The sequence below is a fragment of the Paenibacillus sp. SSG-1 genome (assembly GCF_002224835.1).
Taxonomy (GTDB): domain Bacteria; phylum Bacillota; class Bacilli; order Paenibacillales; family Paenibacillaceae; genus Paenibacillus_AQ; species Paenibacillus_AQ favisporus.
In genome coordinates, this window is sequence record NZ_MBRK01000001.1 from 665,410 (window position 1) to 682,565 (window position 17,156).

Genomic DNA, 17,156 nt, shown 5'->3' on the forward strand with positions numbered 1-17,156 from the left:
TTGCCGGCCATGCTGCGTGGCCTCCAGCTCGCACTATGATTTGAGGCGCTCCTCGGCAAGATGAATAAAAGCCTGCGCAGCATGGCCCAAATATTTATCCGCCCGGTAAATGATGCTCATTTCCCTGTAAGGCGGATCATCATGGATGGGGAGGAACCGCAGCTTCGGATCGCCGATGGCTTCGACGAGCGTAGGCGTCTGAACGGTAACCCCCATATTTTCCCTGACAAAGCGGAAGAGCGAAGGGTTGGACGTCGTTTCCACGACGATGTCCAGGTTAAACCCGTGCTTCCGGCAGTATTGCTCGACGAGCTCCCTTCCCCAGAACCCCTTGGGATACATAATGATCGGCAGGCCGTTCAGTTCAGTCAGGGAGACCGACTCCCTGCCGGCCAGCTCGTGTTCGGCAGATACCACCACGCCGTACTCCTCCCGGGGCAGGGACCGGACCACCAGCCGGTTGTCGTAAAGCGGCTTGAGCGAGATGCCGATATCGATTTCCGTACTAAGGACGAGGTCCGCTACATCGACGGCCGAGACGATCTTGAGCCGGACGTTCGGATACCGGTTGCGGAAATCGATGAACATCGGGGTCAGACGGAAATCGAGCTCGGAAGGCAGCACGCCGACGCCGAGCGTGCCGCCCTGGTGATGGCGAAGCTCGCCGATCTCCAGCTTGGCGTTTTGCAAATTTTGAAAAATTCCCCTTGCCTGCTTAAGCAGGACCGAGCCCGCATCGGTCACCACGATCCGTTTGCCGATCCGGTCAAACAGAGGCATACCGACCTCCTCCTCCAATGCCTTAATCTGCAGGCTTAAATTCGGCTGGGAGATGCCGAGCTTATCTGCGGCCCTCGTAAAATGCAGCTCCTCGCAAACGGCCACGAAATACTCCAGTTGTCTCAGTTCCATGTTAATTCCTCCTGTTCATGAACAATAGAACGCGGCACACCGAAGTAGAAGTAAATTCTAGAATGTGTGAAAACACGGTTTTATCATTTGTATAACAAATTATTATTATAATTTCAATATAATTGATAAATGATTGCTCTCCCATTAAGATGTGATCAAATCGATCTGAGGGAGAGAGAAATAATGAGAAAACCTTCACTGTTCATGATGGCTGTCGCCTTCATTTTGGCCTCTTTAAATTTGCGGCCCGCGATGAATTCCATCTCGCCCATGCTGCAAGCCATCCAGCGGGATTTGGGCATGAGCTCGTTGTCGGCAAGTCTGCTTACGTCCATTCCGGTGCTGTGCATGGGGATATTTCCAGCCTTTGCGGTCAAACTGGGCCAGCGTGCCGGGCTGGAGCGCGTCATCGGCTGGTCGATTGCGGTCATCGGCGCCGGTACGGTGCTGAGATGGTTCACCGGGTCGTCAGCATACCTGCTGCTAACCACCGTTCTGTCCGGGCTCGGGATCGCTGCGGCAGGTCCGCTGCTGTCCGGGTTCATTAAGCAGCATTTTCCCGCCAAGGTGCCCGTCATGATTTCGCTCTATACCGTATCCATGGCGGTCGGAGCCGCGCTCGCATCGGGATTGTCCCTGCCTTTATCGGTCCGGGCCCATTCGTGGCAGGAATCGCTGGCGGTTTGGGCTATCCTCGCTGCCGTCGCCCTGCCGGTATGGTGGTGGTCGGTTCTCCGTCATACCCGTCGGCCTGCCCGTGCGGAGCGCTCGGCAAGGGCGGCCGGACTTCCCTGGAACAGCGCCAAAGCATGGGCTCTCACGCTGTCCTTTGGCCTGCTCGCTGTTCTGTTCTTTTCGGTCACGGCTTGGCTGCCGCCGGTCGTGGAACATATGGGATACGGCAAAGACTATGCGGCGAACATGCTTGTCCTGTTCTCCCTGACACAGATCCCCGTCGGCCTCCTGTTTCCGCACTTGCTCCGGCGTCTGCCTTCCCGACGCTTCTGGCTGGCGCTGGGCGCACTGTCGATGGCCGCCGGCTTCCTGATGCTCTGGATGTCTGTGACGCCGTGGCTGGCGGCGATTCTGATCGGCATCGGTCCCGGCGTACTGTTCCCGGTCAATCTGATGATGCCGATCGAAGCGGTAAGCGATGCTCAGCAGGCGACGGCCTGGTCGGCCATGACCCAATCGGTGGGATACGTGATTGGCGCGATGGGACCGATGCTGCTTGGCGTGATCCACGACGCTGCCGGCAGCTATACGCTGCTCATCCCGGTGCTGCTGGCCGTCACGCTGGCCATGGCGGGGGTTCAGCAGCTGGCTGCGAAGCCCGGTGCGGCGAAGTTGCTAAACAAGCAGCGGGCGAAGGAAAAGGAAACAGCCCTTCCCTTGGCAGAGTAAGGAAAGGGCCGTCGATGACGGAGCATCAGCCTGCCGGCTGGCAGTATAGATCGGGACGGGGGCAGGCTTTAGCAGAGGACCTCGACCGTAAACCCGCCCGGTGCCTCGACGTAGAACGTATACCCGTGCGCATGCTGCGGAGGCTTGACGTCGTATCCGTCCTCCAGCAGCTTTTGGTTGATGCGGTCGACCTGCTCCTCGGTCTGCTGGGGAAAGCCGACGTGGAACGTTTTGGGGTACTGCACCTCACGGCCCTTCATCAGCGTCAGCACAAACCCGTCATCATCGAAGAGCACCGCGAAGTTGTCGCCTCGGGCCGCCCGGCACTCCAGTCCGAAATAAGTTTCCAGAAAGGCCCGTGACGCCGCCACATCGGTCACCGTTAAATTCAAATGGTTGATTTTCATCATTACCGCCGTCCTTTCAAAATGGGATGACTTTCTTTGCTTACCCCCTTATTATATGACCTTTATGCAAGTGATAAGGTTTCGGTATAATAGGGGTTAAAAGAGGTGGGGTTCACGATAAAAACCCGTCACCTGGCAGGAGGCATCGGTATGGAAATTCAGCTTCAGAAGGTGACAAGGGAAAATTGGGAGGAAGCCATTTCCCTCAGGGTTGCGGAGGAACAGGCCGGCTTCACCCCGCCGGTTGCTGTATCGCTGGCTAAAGTCTACGTTAAACCCGATGGGGACAATGTCGACTATATCCCTTTCGCCATATACGATGGGCCGCGAATGGTCGGTTTTATAATGCACGCATGTGAAGAGAACACGGCGGATATGTACTGGATCAACGGCTTTTTGATTGATGAGCGATACCAGGGCCAAGGGTACGGCCGGGCCGCCTTGACGGAGATGATCCGTTGGATCGTAAGCCGGTGGGACCGCTGCCGGGAAATCCGCCTGACCGTCCATGGGGACAATAGAATCGCCAAGCGTCTTTACGAGTCGGCAGGCTTTACGCCAACCGGGGCGGTATACGGGGAAGAAGAGGTATGGAGCCTGCCGGTCGCAAAAGGCTGATTCATCAGCCTGAATTTCATGAGGGCCGCAAGGCGGATAGGCTTGCTGGGGCGCAGATCTCTTGCCCCAGCCGGCAGTCTGTAATATAATGGGGAAAATTTCGTAATTGATGGAGGCTGGAACGATGATGATGATGACCGTTTTCTTGACCATTCATTCAGTGAACTAAACTGAATAGCATACCGGAAGCATGAGGTATCCAAGCCCAACAGGGGCTGGGCATATTTGACATGCAGCTTCCGGGGATGCAGTGAATGGTCTTGAAACGGAATTCCTTAATCACGTTCTTATGCAGGCAGCCTTAGGGGCAGCCTGTGCCTTTTTGCATAGAAGACGCGAATGGACTTTGGTTCATTCGCGTTTTTTTGTTTCCGGGGCAAATGTTTGAAACACATTTAACCGGCCGCCGGGGCAAAAACCGCGCTCTGCGGGCTTCATTCTATGCTTACCATCAATGACGAGGTGATCGATGTATGCCACGCTACTTTTTTACTGTACTGCCTGGGCTGGAAGAAATTATCGCTGATGAAATGCAGGCAAAAATTTCCGGGGTACGTATTGGTGACAAGGCCAGGGGAAAGGTTTATTTTGACTCTGACTTGCCAGTAGAGTATTTTCTGACGCTGCGGACTGCCGACAATCTGTATCGTTTCATCCACCGGTTCCCGGTGGGTCCTCATAAATTGCATTTACACCATATCGAACAAGAAATCTCCCGTTTGGATTTATCCATGATCGGCCCGGATTCTTCCGAAAAGATTAGCTTTAAGGTCAATGCCAGCCGAGCGGGAAACCATACCTACAGCAGGTTTGATGCGGCAGAGGCTGCGGAATTGGGAATCATGCGGCGCTATCGGCATTTTAGACAAGATCACAGCGGCGGGCATCAGCTCGAGTTTCGGCTCGATCTGGTTCAGGAAGAGGCTGTCTTTGCCATCAGGATAACCGATGCGGCGTTCAGGTATAGGGGAAAGACGCGGGAATTTACGCCGGCCGCCCTGCGGCCGACCGTTGCGCACGCGCTCGTGTGGGTGTCCCGTCCGGAGAAGGACGACATCTTCGTTGACCCCTGCTGCGGATCAGGGACTGTGCTGTCCGAGCGCTGTGCGTATCCTCACGCCGGCATTTACGGAGGAGACCTCTCCGAGGTAGCCGTCACAACCGCCCGTGCCAATGTGGGACACACTTCCGGTGTACATCTTAAGGAATGGGATGCGCAGCGACTGCCGCTGGATTCGGGATATGCCGGCAAAGTGGTGACCAATCTTCCTTTTGGAAGGCAAATTTCGTCGATAGCATGCATTCCCGTGTTGTATGAAGGAGTGCTTAGAGAAATGAAGCGGGTGCTGAAATCGGGAGGCCAGATCGTCTGTTTAACCGATGCGGAGGGTCCTCTGCTGGCGGCTGCCGAGAAAGCCGATCTCCGTTTGGCCACGGTAGCTGACCTCCGGCTGAAGGGACTGCATCCGTCCATTTATTTGCTGCAAAAAGATTAATCCGGCGCGGTCGCACGGCTGAAACGGATTTCAGGCAAGATGCAGCGGAATGCAGCGTGCCGGCAGTGCTTGCCGCATTACACCGGGCTGCTGCGGATCAGCTCGACCAGGTTTGCGGCCGCCGGAGACAGAGGCTCATCCTTGCGGGTACAGATGGCGATGACGTTCGTCAAACTGACGTCGTCTACATAGACCCGGCATAGCTCCCCCCGGGCTACATATTCGCGTACGACCAGTGAGGAGACAAAGTTCGCGCCGTATCCGGCAATGACGGCGGTGATCGCCTCGTGCAGACCGTTAAATTGCAGCGCTACTTTGGGGGCCGGGGCGTTGTAGGTGCGGCATAGCGCGAACAGCCGCTCCCGCGTGGAACTGCCTTCCTCACGCATGACAAACGGCTCGCTCATCATTTCGGTAAGCGACAGGTGGCGGTTCGCAAACTTATGATTCGGCGCGACGACGAACCACAGCTCGTCCTGGAACAGCTCCTCGGTCTGAATCGTGTCCGGATATTCTTCCGGCAGCCCGCCATAGATGGCCAGGTCGGCTTCGACGCTCAGCAGCTGCCGGAGCGCCCCGCTGGAGTTGGTCGTGGTGATGCTCATCTCGACCTGCTCATACTGCTGCTTGAACCTTGCCAGCCAGGTCGGGAGGAGAAAGTGCGCAGGCAGGTAGGTCGCCGCCAGGCGGATGTGGCCGGCCGTACCCTGCCCGTAATCCCGCGCCAGCTGCTCGATTTGCTGCTCGACGGCGAACAGCCTCTTGGCGAGCGCAGCTATTTTGTCCCCCGCATCGGTCAGCCGGATGCCCCTTCCTTGCGGTTCGAGCAGGATCAGGGACAGCTCCTTCTCGAATTTCTTGATCTGGGCGGTAATCGCAGGCTGGCTGATCTTCAGCAGCTCAGATGCCCGGGTCACGCTTCCGGTGGAAGCAATCACATGAAATAAGCGCAGGGCGTGCAGGTTCAAGGTGTATCAACTCCTCATCCACTCATATCTTTAATGTATGAAAATCGGCGAAAGATATATTATTCATATCATTATAGACGATCTACAATAGAACCAGAAGCGCTTCTATCCTAAAGATGAAACCAAATGATAAGGAGTGACGGGGAATGAATCCTGTATGGGAACAAGTAGATGAGTATATTGTCGACCGGCTTTGCCCGAATGACCGGGTGTTGGACGAAGTGATCGTGGCGAACCGGAAGGCGGACCTCCCGGAAATCGATGTGACGGCGAATCAGGGGAAGTTTTTGCAGCTGCTCGTTCAGATCAAAGGGGCGAAACGGATCCTGGAAATCGGGACGCTGGGGGCCTACAGCACGATATGGATGGCTAGAGGCTTAAGTGAAGGCGGGCGGATCATTACACTGGAGCTGAGTCCGCATCATGCCGAAGTCGCCAAGAAGAACATCGCGCGGGCGGGGCTGAAACAGACGATCGAAGTACGCACCGGGGACGCGCTTGAACAGCTGGCCCAAATGGAGAAAGAGGGGGTGGAGCCGTTTGACCTCATTTTTATCGATGCGGATAAGCCGAACAATCCGAACTATCTCCGCTGGGCGCTGCATTTTTCCCGGCCGGGAACGGTCATTGTCGGGGACAACGTTATCCGCAACGGAGAAATTGCCGATCGGCACAGCACTGACCCGCGGGTGCAGGGTGTCCGAACGTTCTACGATATGCTCAGCGGGCATCCGAATGTTTCGGCCACGGCGCTGCAGACGGTGGGGAGCAAGGGGTACGACGGGTTTATGATTGGCATCGTGAAATAAGTGTTACTTATTCCATAAAATCGGGTTTTTGTATGGCCCGTGGAAGGAGATTTCGAGCAGCTTGGACGCCATGGTGACGGCGGAATATTTATAGTTGCTGCGAACCCACCAGACGATGCTTTCCAAATAAGCGCCCGTTGTGTAGGCAATGACGAAGGACATCTCCATGCGGAGCCCTTCTTCGGACGTTTGGGATACGCGAATGCCGTCTTCTACGTAATGCCTGATGATGTTTTTGACTTCCTGAATGAATAAGTCGTCCGGTTTATACACGAGCATGACTTCATAGGCAAGCTGATTCTGAATGATATGCTCAAACAGGGCGACCATGTTTTCCGGAAGGTCCTCGGAACGCAGCTCGTCAATCCTTTTGGGATGGGTAATGGTCAAGGACTGCCTTAAATCGTTTAAAATCGCATTATGCAGGTCGACGCGCAATTCCAGGATATCTTTATACAATTTATAAAATGTAGGCCGCGTTACATGAGCTTCCTGACAGATGCGCTGAATGGTGATGCTCTTTTCGTTTTCCTTCAGCATCAGCGACAAATAAGCCCGTTGTATTTTTTTCATCGAATGCACTTGCCTTGGATCTTTTCTTTCCACCCACATCACACCTATCTTTTGGTAACTCTATACTAGCATAAAAAACGTCATTCGACGTATATTCAAGGCAGCCAGACGTCATCTGCGGATGATCTATCTTGCGATAGAAGGATGCCGAATAGCCGGGAAAAAAAGGGACTGCCTCAAAGGTTCGAACCATTTGAGAAGCAGCCCCTGTTTTTTTGCGATAGAAAAAAATGCTCCCGTTACAGCGCCGTCCAGCCGCCATCAATGACGAGTTCCGCACCCGTCATAAATCTGGACTCGTCACTGGCCAGGAATACGACGCCATAAGCAACGTCTTCCGGCTCGCCCATGTAAGGAAGCTGGGTGTGCGCCTCATAATAAGGCATGGCGGATGCCATCGAAGGAGCGGTCATCGGCGTGACGATGATGCCGGGATGGACGGAGTTGACGCGGATCCGATCCTTGCCGTACTCGACGGCAGCGGATTTGGACAACGCGCGCAGCGCCCCTTTGGCAGCCGTATAGGGGCTAGAGCCTGCCATGCCCACAATGCCGCCGATGGATGAAATATTAATAACCGATCCGCCGCCGGCCTTTTTCATTTCAGGGATGCAGTATTTCATGCCAAGCACGCAGCCGTTCAGATTGATGTCCATGACCTTGTTCCACTCGTCCATCTCCATATCGGCCATCGTTTTGGGACTTGCGACGCCCGCATTATTCACCAATACATCCACTTTGCCGTAGAGCTCAACCGTTCTTGCAACGATCGTCTCCCATTCCTCTTCCGAGGTGACGTTCTGCTTCAGCGCCACGGCTTCGCCGCCGTTTGCGGTAATTTCGGCAACGATTTCATTGAGCTTCGCCTCGTTTAAGTCGGTTGCGACGACCTTTGCGCCTTCTTTGGCAAACAATTTCGCTTCCGCCGCACCCATTCCGTTTGCTGCCCCGGTGATGATCGCCACTTTGCCTTGTAATCTCATGCCAGATTGCCTCCCCAATATAAAGTGTAAACGAATCCTGCTTCAGTGAATTTCGTTTACATCGTGTAAAATAGTTCATACAATTATTAGCACACTTTCATGACGAATGCAATGGCGCTATATGCAGGCTCATTCCATCGAACTAGGTCCAGAGGGTTGCAGATAGCCTTGATCGGTGAACGGAAAACCGTTCATACGACACAGGGATTTAAGAGATTAGGGGGATACCCACCTGGATGATTTGAACCCATAATTAGAGCAGATTGAAATATTATGGAATTTAATCAGACGAGACGTGAGGGGTGCGCATATGTCCAGGTTTTTACTGAGATTTACAAGCATGATGTTGGTATTTTTGATTGTATTGCCAGGGGCAAAGGCGGAGGTAGTTCGCGCGGAAAGCGACAGTCAGACGCATATGGAATGGTCCCGGGAATACGGCAGCTGGTCCGCCGGTGAAGGCGTTCTTCCCACTTCGGACGGCGGATACCTGGCATTGGGCAGTTATACGGAAGTTGTGCCTGCCGGGGAGTGGGACGACTATGAGCAACAAGCGTATATCATGAAGCTCAGCCCGGAGGGAGAGGTGAAATGGGAGCAAAGGTTGGCCTACGGCGGTTCGAGCACCAATGAAGCGCTGTCCGCGATTGAAACCCGGGACGGCGGGTATCTCGTGTACGGAACATCCACCAATCAGGCCGGTGAGCCGTACAGCCAGATGTACCTGGCCAAACTGGATGCCGATGGCGGTCTGAAGTGGGACCGGACCCAGGATGATCCTTATATTTACAGCACGCCGAAGGCAGCGGTGGAGCTGGAGGATGGAAGCTTCGTTATCGGCGGCAAGGGCATCTCCAAGATGGGATACGAGACCGCTTACGCGCTTAAGGTCGATGGGCAGGGACAGGAGCTGTGGTATAACAAATACCGTTATGCGGAGAGCCAGTATTTTGACGATTTGATTCCGGCAGTCGACGGCGGGCTGATCGCGGTGGGCGCGGTGAATACTCCGGAATATGAGGCAGGGGATCCGGACGCGCTGCTGATCGTCAAATTGAATGCGGATGGGCAGGAGGTCTGGTCTAAGCAGATCAGCGATCCCCACACGGACCGGGGCGCTTTTGCGGTCATCCCCGCGGGTGACGAAGGTTATTTGATCGGCAGCCAGCGGGTGGTAGACCAGCAGCGCATTACGATTCTGACGAAGACGGATCTGAACGGGGAGCCGCAGTGGGAGAAGACGTTCAAGACGGAGGGCTCGGACTATGAGGTGTTTAACAATTTGATTCCGTTGGGCGACGGATACGCCCTGCTGGGGGGCCACTATTCGGGAAGCCCTTCGAACCGGAAAATCCAGTACGATGTGCTGACTGTGGACAGGGACGGTAACCTTCTGAACCGCCATTTGTTCAAGGAGGCTGCTTTATCCCGCTACGGCATCGGTGCCGCTGGTCCGGACGGAGGCGTCATCGTTCCCGGCACGGTACTGCGCGAGGAAACGACAAAGTTCCAGCTCATTAAGGTTGCTCCTTTTCAGGAGCAGGGGCCAGCGGATGACCGCAAGCCGACAAGCATTGCTTTTTCCGGAAAGGAACTGAAGCTGAAAGAAGGGGAAACCGTTCCTTCCGTGCTTGAGGCGGTATATGAGGATGGATCGCACAGCGATCTGTCCACAGCGGCGGTGTACAGCATCGAAGATGCGTCCATTGCCGAGGCGGACCCTTCCGGGCGTGTCATCGGTGTCTCGCGGGGGAAAACCTATCTGCTTGCGGAATTCCAGGGGCTGAGCGCTAGGATCAAGGTCCAGGTGCTGCCTAAGGACAGCGACGAATTCGATAAGGTCAAAGGTCGGCTCCAACTGGATTCGGACGAGTATTCTTTGGCTGCCGGCACGCAGATCGATATCCGTGTGACGGTACTGGATTACTTGACCGGCAAGGAAACCGACGTAACCAAGCAGGCGAAGTTCCGCAGCGAGAACCCTGACATCGCGGATATCGATGCGGAAGGAAATCTGGTTGGGAAGCGGGCAGGGAACACGACGATTTATGCTTTTTATAAAGGCAGCCATGTCATGGCAGACGTGCAGGTGATGCGCTCGGCCGTTTCGGAGCGTTAAAGAAAACGCAATTCGCCGGCGTCAGCCGCACCAAAGGGGGAAGCGTGAATTCTCCAATCGCCCCCTCCCATGAATAAACCCTGGAAAGAGGAAAAAAGACGGACCAGCTGCAGCTGATCCGTCTTTTTGCGTCCATCGATCCTGATGGTCCTGGATCTTGATGGCTTCCGGTACGCCTGTTAAGCGTTATGCGCAAACGCCTCGGCTGCGGTGCACAGATAGTAGGACAGGCCGGTTTGCTGGGACTCCAGCATGTTCCGGTGAAAGTCGTCCTGCAGGAAAAAACGCGCCTGCGCAGCAAATGCGTCCGGTCCGGTGTCATGTCCATGCTTCTTCAAAGCCTCCAGATGCGATGCGATCAGCTGCCGGATCTGACCGTCGTCGTATTTGACGCCATCCTTCAGCGCCTGCGCCATTCCGTTCATAAAGCGCACCGCCTCCGCGGCCTGCTCGTTCATCTCGGCCGGATCCACCCGGTTTTCTTCCAGCATGTCGTATCCGTAATTCTCCTGGATATGGCGGCTTTGCTCCGCCAACGCTTCCTTCCATTCCTCTTCGCTCTGAAATCCTTGGAACATATCTTTCGTATTCATCGCTTTTCCCTCCCGTGTATGTTGAATGGACTCATCCAGCGTATGGACAAGCCGCTCGAGCCGGCTCATCCGGCCTAGGAGAAGTTCCCTTTGACCGGACAAAATCTCGGCTCTGCCCGGCTGATCCTCCAGCAGCTGCTTGATTTGCTCCAGCGGAAAATCGAGCTCCTTATAGAACAAAATGTGCTGCAGACGCTCCAGTTCTTCCATGCCGTATAACCGATATCCCGCCTCGGTAATCTCCCTCGGCATCAGGAGGCCGATCTTGTGGTAGTGATGGAGCGTCTTGATGGTGACATTCGACAGCTCCGATACTTCTTTCACGGTGTACACCTGGTCCTTTCCTCCTTTCGCGGTTAGTGTATAGCCTCCCCTAAGGTCAGAGTCAAGCGGGGAACCCGAAAAAATGATTCATTGACTCTCCCCTTGGAGGAGGCTGCATCATGAAATCCGAAACGCACATGATGAAATCCAAACCAGGAAGGGAGTCGAAGAATATGTTCGCTTCGTTAAAGCTGTTACATCATCCATGGATTCGCATCGTCCTCATTTCCAATCTGCTGACGCAAACCGGCATTTGGGTCCGGAACTTCGCAGTGCTGCTCTATGTGGTGAACAAGACTGGCGGCGACGCCTTCGCCGTCTCTATGATCTCGGTTGCCGAGTACGCTCCGATGCTGGTATTTGCCTTGATCGGAGGCGTGTTCGCCGACCGGTGGCCGCCGCGCAGAACGCTGATCTGGTGCGATGCGCTCGCCGCCGTCTCCATCTGGATCGTCCTCGCGGCCATGAAATCGGGTGCCTGGGAAGCCGTATTCTTCCCGACCTTGATATCCGCCGTGCTGTCCCAATTGTCGCAGCCGTCAGGAATGAAGCTGTTTCAAGAACGGGCCGCGGCGGACTTGATCCAGCCGGCGATGTCCGTGCTGCAGACGATGTTTGCCGTGTTTATGGTGCTCGGCCCCGTTCTGGGGACATGGGTGTACCAAACCTTCGGCATCGGGGTTTCCATGGGCTTGACCGGGACTGTTTTTCTGCTGTCCGCCGCCGTGCTGGGATGGATTCCAGCCGATTCCAAGGCCGAAGGGGGCGGCCGAAGAAAAGGAACCTCGGTATTCCGGGAGATGAGGGACGGCATCCGTTATGTCACTTCGAACCGCTTACTGGGTCGGCTCAGTCTCTGTTTTGCGGCTGTCGGTCTGGGGATCGGCCTCATTTCGCCGCTAAGCGTCTTCATCGTGACCGACAAGCTCGGTCTTCCCGCCGATCACCTGAAATGGCTGTCCATCCCGTATGGCGCCGGGGAGATTGCCGGCGGGATCGCCGCATTTGCGCTGGCCGGCCGCATGGCTCCCCAGACGCTGCTGATGCTCGGCCTGATCGTCAATGCAGCCGGGATTGCCGTCACCGGATGGTCCGGTATGCTGTGGCTCACGATGCTGGCCCAGTTCGTTATTGCCCTGCTGCAGCCGGCGATATTCATCGGTAACCAAACGCTCGTCATGCAGCATACGGAGCCCGAATACATCGGACGGGTGAGCGGAATCCGCACGCCGCTTATGACGGGAGCCATGCTCTTGATGATGAGCCTGTCCGGCGTGCTCGCCGGCCGCTTACCGCTCGGAATCATCTACAGCTTGGCAGGGTTGTGCCTGCTGATCGGCCTGCTGACCGTGCTCCCACTGTACCGGCAGCGGGAATCCGCTCCCGCAAGCCGGCCCGAGTAACGGATCAAGCCCGGCCGGGCAGGCCGGGCTAATCCGCCTTTGAGGTATCCGGATCCAACCGGCGCAGGATTCGGGTCATCTTCTCAAGGCAGAAGCCGAGATCGCTTCGGTCCTCCTCGCTAAGACGGTCCAGCTGCCGGCTCAGCTCGTGGTGGAAGGACTCCCACCGGCTGCTTACGATTCGCCGGCCTTTCTCGGTCAAGGACAATCCGATCTGACGCTTATCCTGAGGGTCCGGCTGCTTGGTGAGGCACTCCTTCTCTTCAAGCTTGGCGATCAGGGGCGTAAGCTGCTGCTTTGATATATGCAGATGTTTGGCCAGAAGGCTCATCGAATAACTATCCGGTTGATGATATAAAGCCTCGAGCACGTGGTACTGCAAATGCGTCAGCTCAGGCAACATTTGCCGCGCAGAAGGCATGTCAAAGCCGCGGTGAAGCAGCGGGATCAGCTGAATATAAGCTGCGGCAAGCTTGGAGTTGTCTGAATTCATGGCGTGTTCTCCTTCATCCCTGTCCATTTGACAGGTAGTAAATATTTATTTATATTATTCACGTATTAACGCAAAATATCAACAGCAATAGTAAATAAATATTAATTAAAAACGAGACGGAGGAGGAACCCTAATGACCCGCACCATGGCCAATGATCCAATAAATCGCAGGAGCGGTGGTCCCCGCCGGAGGGGAATCAACTATGATGTCGGAACGTACACCCGGGGACCGGATCAGCCCTCCTCGAGAGAACTTTTTGATCCGGAGACCGTCCGGAAGGAAATGGCGATCATCCAGAGAGAACTGCACTGCACCAGTATCCGTATTTCGGGCAGGGAGGTGGGCAGGCTGGTGGCGGCTTCGGAATGCGCTCTCCATCAGGGGCTCGAGGTGTGGTTCTCCCCGGCTCTGATCGATGAGGAAGAACAAGCGATGCTCGAGTACTACAGGGAATGTGCAATCGCGGCGGAGACGCTGCGGCGAAAAGGAGCGGACGTCGTGTTTGTGGCCGGCTGCGAGTTGAGTCTGTTCATGAAAGGGATGTTGGAAGGAGCTACGTCCTTCGACCGGATCGGGGTGCTGATGAGCCCTTGGCGGCTGCTCAAATACACCATTCAGAAGGGATCTTTTCATAAGCGTCTGAACGCTTTTCTCAGCAGAGCCGTAAACGTGATCCGGGAGCATTTCCACGGGCAAGTCACCTATGCTTCCGGTACGTGGGAAAATGTGAATTGGGGTCCCTTTGACATCGTTTCGGTTGATCATTACCGCGATGCGTATAACGATAAGCGCTACCGAGAGCAGCTGCGCGCCTATTTCAAGCAGGGGAAACCGGTCGTCATCACGGAATTCGGATGCTGCACCTACGAAGGGGCGCAGGACCGGGGAGGTTTTGGCTGGAACGTCGTAGATCATGGACATTCGCCCAAGCGGCTGGGGGAGGGCATCGTGAGGAACGAACAGGTGCAGGTCCGGTACATGAGGGAGCTTTTCGATATTTTTCAGGAAGAAGGGGTGGATGGAGCCTTTTGGTTTACCTTTGCCATGCCAAGCTATCCGTATGACGAAGAGCCGGCCTTAAATTTGGATACGGCGAGCTACAGTGTCGTGCGCACGTTCAAAGACGGGCGGACAGGGGCGGCCTATCCCGGGATGCCGTGGGACACGAAGGCTTCGTTTGCGGCATTGGGCGAGCTTTATGCTCGGCCGTAGGAATCCGGCAAGCGTACCATCCGCTCATTGACACGGGCATTCTGAAGCTATATATTCAGGGCAGCATCCTGCTGGCCAGGCGGGATAACGTCGGTACTTTTTTCTCGAACACGAGGGAGGTGAAGCACTTTGGAAGATCATGCTTTGAAATATGATCCCGAAGAGTCGGGCTCGAAAATTTGCGAGGTTTTGCAAATCCTGAAGACCAAATGGGCGTTCCTCGTTCTGGATGAACTGCTGAAGGGCCCGCAGCGGTTTAATCAGCTCCAGCGCAATGCGTCCGTGATCAAAACCCAGTCGCTGACGGATACGCTCCGGCATCTCGAACGGATGGGACTTGTGAACCGCGAGGTGTTCCCCACGGTCCCGGTGACCGTCGAATATTCGCTGACGGAGAAGGGCGCCGATTTCCAGCTCGCCTTAAAGGAAATGGAGCGATGGGTGGACAAATGGGGCGGGCGGAACCCTGCTTCAGCTGAATAATGGAACATAGCCATAGGTCAAATGTTACTTCAAGGGCTGCAAGGCATGGCTTTCGTCTGAAGGTCGGCCTGGTAAGTCCTTTTTGTTGAGTGCAAAATAGGTTTGACATTGACGTTACGTAAAGGTGTACAGTGAAACCGTCAGGAGGTGATCCCATGGAATACACCGTGCAGAAGCTGGGACGGCTCGCGGGCGTCAGCACCCGGACCCTGAGGTACTATGACGAAATCGGTCTTCTTAAGCCGGCTAGGATCAATTCGTCAGGGTACCGGATTTATGGGGAGGATGAGGTGAACAGGCTGCAGCAAATTTTATTTTTCAGAGAGCTGGACGTAAGCCTGGACCGCATCAAGGAGCTGATGTCCTCACCTTCTTTTAACAGCAGCGAAGCTCTGAAGGAACATCGTGAGAAGCTTCTTGACAAACGCAGGCAGCTGGACCGGCTGATTGCCAACGTGGAACGGACGATCCAGTATCAGGAAGGGAGAACGAACATGACGGATCAGCAGAAATTTGAAGGCTTCAAACAACAACTCATTGACGATAACGAACAGAAGTACGGCAAGGAAATCCGTGAGAAGTACGGGGATGCGGCCATCGAGCGTTCCAACGCCAAGGTGAAAAACATGACCAAGGAGCAGTACGAAGAGGTGTCGCGCCTGGCCGATGAGGTGCTGTCCACGCTTGGGCAGGCTTATCAAACCGGGGATCCTGCCAGTGAGCTCGCCCAGAAGACGGCTGACCTCCACAAGCAGTGGCTGACGTACTACTGGAGCGATTACAGCAAAGAGGCGCATGCCGGGCTGGCCCAAATGTATGTGGACGACGAGCGCTTCAAGGCTTACTATGATGCGAAGCAGCCGGGAGCGGCGGAGTTTCTGCGGGACGCAATTCTGGTCTACACAGGGATGGCGAAGCCCTGAACCGGGACTGCGAAGTTAGTGGTTCCGTCCATGCAGCAAATTTATAAATCCGAACCGGAGCCCAGCCGGGACCAATGTACAGTGACCTTCCCGAAAGAAACCGCGAACGTTTGGCGCATTACCTAAAAGCCCTGATGGGGCTTTTTTTGCTTGGAGGACGAAGAACCTTTCCCTATGCAGCTATGGGCACCTTAAATGAGTAAAAACGTTTCGGCATAAAAAGGTAATTGTAAGCGCTTAAAAAAGTTGTTGCCAACTCGAAATACCCTTGCTATAATACGCCTTGAAAAGGTTTTCTTAAAAAGGAAGTTGCCTACATGAAACCAACAATCAGAGATGTTGCCAAGATGGCCGGTGTCTCCATCAGTACGGTCTCGCGGGTCATGAACTCGCCCGAATCGGTGGTGGAGGCCAAGCGCTCACGCGTACTCGAAGCGATCGAGAAGCTCCAGTATCAGCCGAACGCCTTTGCCAGGGGACTGATTTACAGAAAGTCCTTTACCCTCGGGCTCCTTATCCCGGATATCGAGAACATGTACTTTGCCGGGATCATCCGGGGGATGCAGGACGCCTGCGTCAAGCTCGGATACAGCTTGATGATCTGCAACACCGACCGCGACAAGGACCGTCTGCTGTCGTACATCGACGCCTTCCGCGAGAAGCAGGTGGACGGCATCGTCTTCGCCAGCGATATCCTGTATCCGGAGTACTATGAGAAGCTCACCGCATGCCGCATCCCGTTCGTGCTGCTGTCCTCGCATTCGGACGAATTCGAGGTTCCGAGCGTCGAGGTCGACGACGAGGAGGCCGCCTATGAGGCCGTGAAGTTCCTCATTGAGCTGGGCCACCGGGAGATCGGTATGATCGGCTTCAATCATGTGAACTCGGTATCGGGGCCGCCGCGTTACGAAGGCTTCGTCCGGGCCATGAAGGAAGGCGGGCTCACTCATAACATCGAAAGGGTGGCGTACGCGGAACACCGGTTCGAGCAGGCTTATCATGCGTCGCACGAGCTTTTTTCCGCCCATCCGGACATTACGGCCGTCTTCTGCGTGGCGGACGAATTCGCCATGGGGACGATCTCGTATCTGAAGGACCGGAATATTCTCGTGCCGGGTCAGGTGTCGGTCGTCGGGTTCGACAATCTGCGGATGGCGAATATGTTCATTCCGAAGCTGACGACGGTGGCCCAGCCGATTTACGAGCTCGGATACCGCGCGGCGGAGAAGCTTCATGAACTGCTTACGACAGGCAGTGTGAAGGTCCCAAAGGAGATGATGAAGCATAAGCTGATCGTAAGGGAGTCATCCCGCCAGAGATAAGCAGATCTTTTTTTTTAGAGATCAGAAAGTAAAAGCTTCGGAGATTCCGCTTCCAAATCTCGCGATAAACTTCTGCTAAATGCGGTCTGTCTGCTGTGAAGATACGTCGATAG

The 17,156-nt window shown here is 55.0% G+C and carries 17 protein-coding genes; 10 read left to right on the plus strand and 7 right to left on the minus strand.

Annotation, left to right across the window (positions count from 1 at the left end; all coding sequences use genetic code 11):
• Positions 1 to 33: 33 nt before the first annotated feature.
• The gene (locus BCV73_RS03270) at positions 34 to 912 is read right to left on the minus strand and encodes a LysR family transcriptional regulator (protein ID WP_089545982.1); all 879 of its coding nucleotides are present in this window, start codon (positions 910 to 912) and stop codon (positions 34 to 36) included.
• 183 nt (positions 913 to 1,095) lie between these two features.
• On the opposite strand from BCV73_RS03270, the gene BCV73_RS03275 reads away from it, so the two are divergent.
• Positions 1,096 to 2,316, plus strand: a complete 1,221-nt coding sequence (locus BCV73_RS03275; protein WP_179231867.1) for an MFS transporter — start codon at positions 1,096 to 1,098, stop codon at positions 2,314 to 2,316.
• Positions 2,317 to 2,384: 68 nt separating this feature from the next.
• Here BCV73_RS03275 and BCV73_RS03280 read toward each other — a convergent pair whose 3' ends face one another.
• A complete protein-coding gene (locus BCV73_RS03280) occupies positions 2,385 to 2,723 on the minus strand; it encodes a VOC family protein (protein WP_089550074.1) in 339 nt (112 codons plus the stop codon).
• A gap of 150 nt (positions 2,724 to 2,873) precedes the next feature.
• Between BCV73_RS03280 and BCV73_RS03285 the strand changes: the two genes are divergently transcribed.
• Entirely contained in the window at positions 2,874 to 3,341 is a 468-nt protein-coding gene (locus tag BCV73_RS03285; protein ID WP_089545985.1) for a GNAT family N-acetyltransferase, read from the plus strand.
• Positions 3,342 to 3,814: 473 nt separating this feature from the next.
• Complete coding sequence (locus BCV73_RS03290) at positions 3,815 to 4,837, plus strand: methyltransferase domain-containing protein (RefSeq protein ID WP_089545987.1); 1,023 nt, start codon at positions 3,815 to 3,817, stop codon at positions 4,835 to 4,837.
• 77 nt (positions 4,838 to 4,914) lie between these two features.
• On the opposite strand, the gene BCV73_RS03295 is transcribed toward BCV73_RS03290, so the two are convergent.
• Positions 4,915 to 5,805, minus strand: coding sequence for a LysR family transcriptional regulator (locus BCV73_RS03295; protein ID WP_089545988.1), 891 nt, complete (start codon positions 5,803 to 5,805; stop codon positions 4,915 to 4,917).
• Between the two features lie 146 nt (positions 5,806 to 5,951).
• On the opposite strand from BCV73_RS03295, the gene BCV73_RS03300 reads away from it, so the two are divergent.
• The gene (locus BCV73_RS03300; RefSeq protein WP_089545990.1) at positions 5,952 to 6,614 is read left to right on the plus strand and encodes an O-methyltransferase; all 663 of its coding nucleotides are present in this window, start codon (positions 5,952 to 5,954) and stop codon (positions 6,612 to 6,614) included.
• Between the two features lie 3 nt (positions 6,615 to 6,617).
• On the opposite strand, the gene BCV73_RS03305 is transcribed toward BCV73_RS03300, so the two are convergent.
• A complete protein-coding gene (locus BCV73_RS03305; RefSeq protein WP_145024998.1) occupies positions 6,618 to 7,187 on the minus strand; it encodes a TetR/AcrR family transcriptional regulator in 570 nt (189 codons plus the stop codon).
• A 239-nt stretch (positions 7,188 to 7,426) separates the two neighbouring features.
• A complete protein-coding gene (locus tag BCV73_RS03310; RefSeq protein ID WP_089545994.1) occupies positions 7,427 to 8,170 on the minus strand; it encodes an SDR family NAD(P)-dependent oxidoreductase in 744 nt (247 codons plus the stop codon).
• Positions 8,171 to 8,588: 418 nt separating this feature from the next.
• On the opposite strand from BCV73_RS03310, the gene BCV73_RS03315 reads away from it, so the two are divergent.
• Positions 8,589 to 10,289, plus strand: a complete 1,701-nt coding sequence (locus BCV73_RS03315; RefSeq protein ID WP_218828089.1) for an Ig-like domain-containing protein — start codon at positions 8,589 to 8,591, stop codon at positions 10,287 to 10,289.
• A 179-nt stretch (positions 10,290 to 10,468) separates the two neighbouring features.
• On the opposite strand, the gene BCV73_RS03320 is transcribed toward BCV73_RS03315, so the two are convergent.
• Complete coding sequence (locus BCV73_RS03320) at positions 10,469 to 11,215, minus strand: MerR family transcriptional regulator (protein WP_244879189.1); 747 nt, start codon at positions 11,213 to 11,215, stop codon at positions 10,469 to 10,471.
• Between the two features lie 110 nt (positions 11,216 to 11,325).
• On the opposite strand from BCV73_RS03320, the gene BCV73_RS03325 reads away from it, so the two are divergent.
• Complete coding sequence (locus tag BCV73_RS03325; protein ID WP_343219877.1) at positions 11,326 to 12,609, plus strand: MFS transporter; 1,284 nt, start codon at positions 11,326 to 11,328, stop codon at positions 12,607 to 12,609.
• Between the two features lie 28 nt (positions 12,610 to 12,637).
• Here BCV73_RS03325 and BCV73_RS03330 read toward each other — a convergent pair whose 3' ends face one another.
• Positions 12,638 to 13,102 carry a MarR family winged helix-turn-helix transcriptional regulator gene (locus BCV73_RS03330; RefSeq protein ID WP_076170298.1) on the minus strand — a complete coding sequence of 155 codons (465 nt, stop codon included), beginning with the start codon at positions 13,100 to 13,102 and terminating at the stop codon, positions 12,638 to 12,640.
• A 133-nt stretch (positions 13,103 to 13,235) separates the two neighbouring features.
• On the opposite strand from BCV73_RS03330, the gene BCV73_RS03335 reads away from it, so the two are divergent.
• The 4 genes from BCV73_RS03335 to BCV73_RS03350 all read left to right on the plus strand — a co-directional run bounded on the left by BCV73_RS03335 (position 13,236) and on the right by BCV73_RS03350 (position 17,043).
• On the plus strand, positions 13,236 to 14,315 hold the full coding sequence (locus BCV73_RS03335; RefSeq protein ID WP_218828090.1) for a hypothetical protein: 1,080 nt from the start codon (positions 13,236 to 13,238) through the stop codon (positions 14,313 to 14,315).
• 129 nt (positions 14,316 to 14,444) lie between these two features.
• Positions 14,445 to 14,798, plus strand: a complete 354-nt coding sequence (locus BCV73_RS03340; RefSeq protein ID WP_234489423.1) for a winged helix-turn-helix transcriptional regulator — start codon at positions 14,445 to 14,447, stop codon at positions 14,796 to 14,798.
• A gap of 155 nt (positions 14,799 to 14,953) precedes the next feature.
• Entirely contained in the window at positions 14,954 to 15,721 is a 768-nt protein-coding gene (locus tag BCV73_RS03345) for a MerR family transcriptional regulator (RefSeq protein ID WP_089545998.1), read from the plus strand.
• A 317-nt stretch (positions 15,722 to 16,038) separates the two neighbouring features.
• On the plus strand, positions 16,039 to 17,043 hold the full coding sequence (locus tag BCV73_RS03350; protein ID WP_089546000.1) for a LacI family DNA-binding transcriptional regulator: 1,005 nt from the start codon (positions 16,039 to 16,041) through the stop codon (positions 17,041 to 17,043).
• Positions 17,044 to 17,156: the final 113 nt, after the last annotated feature.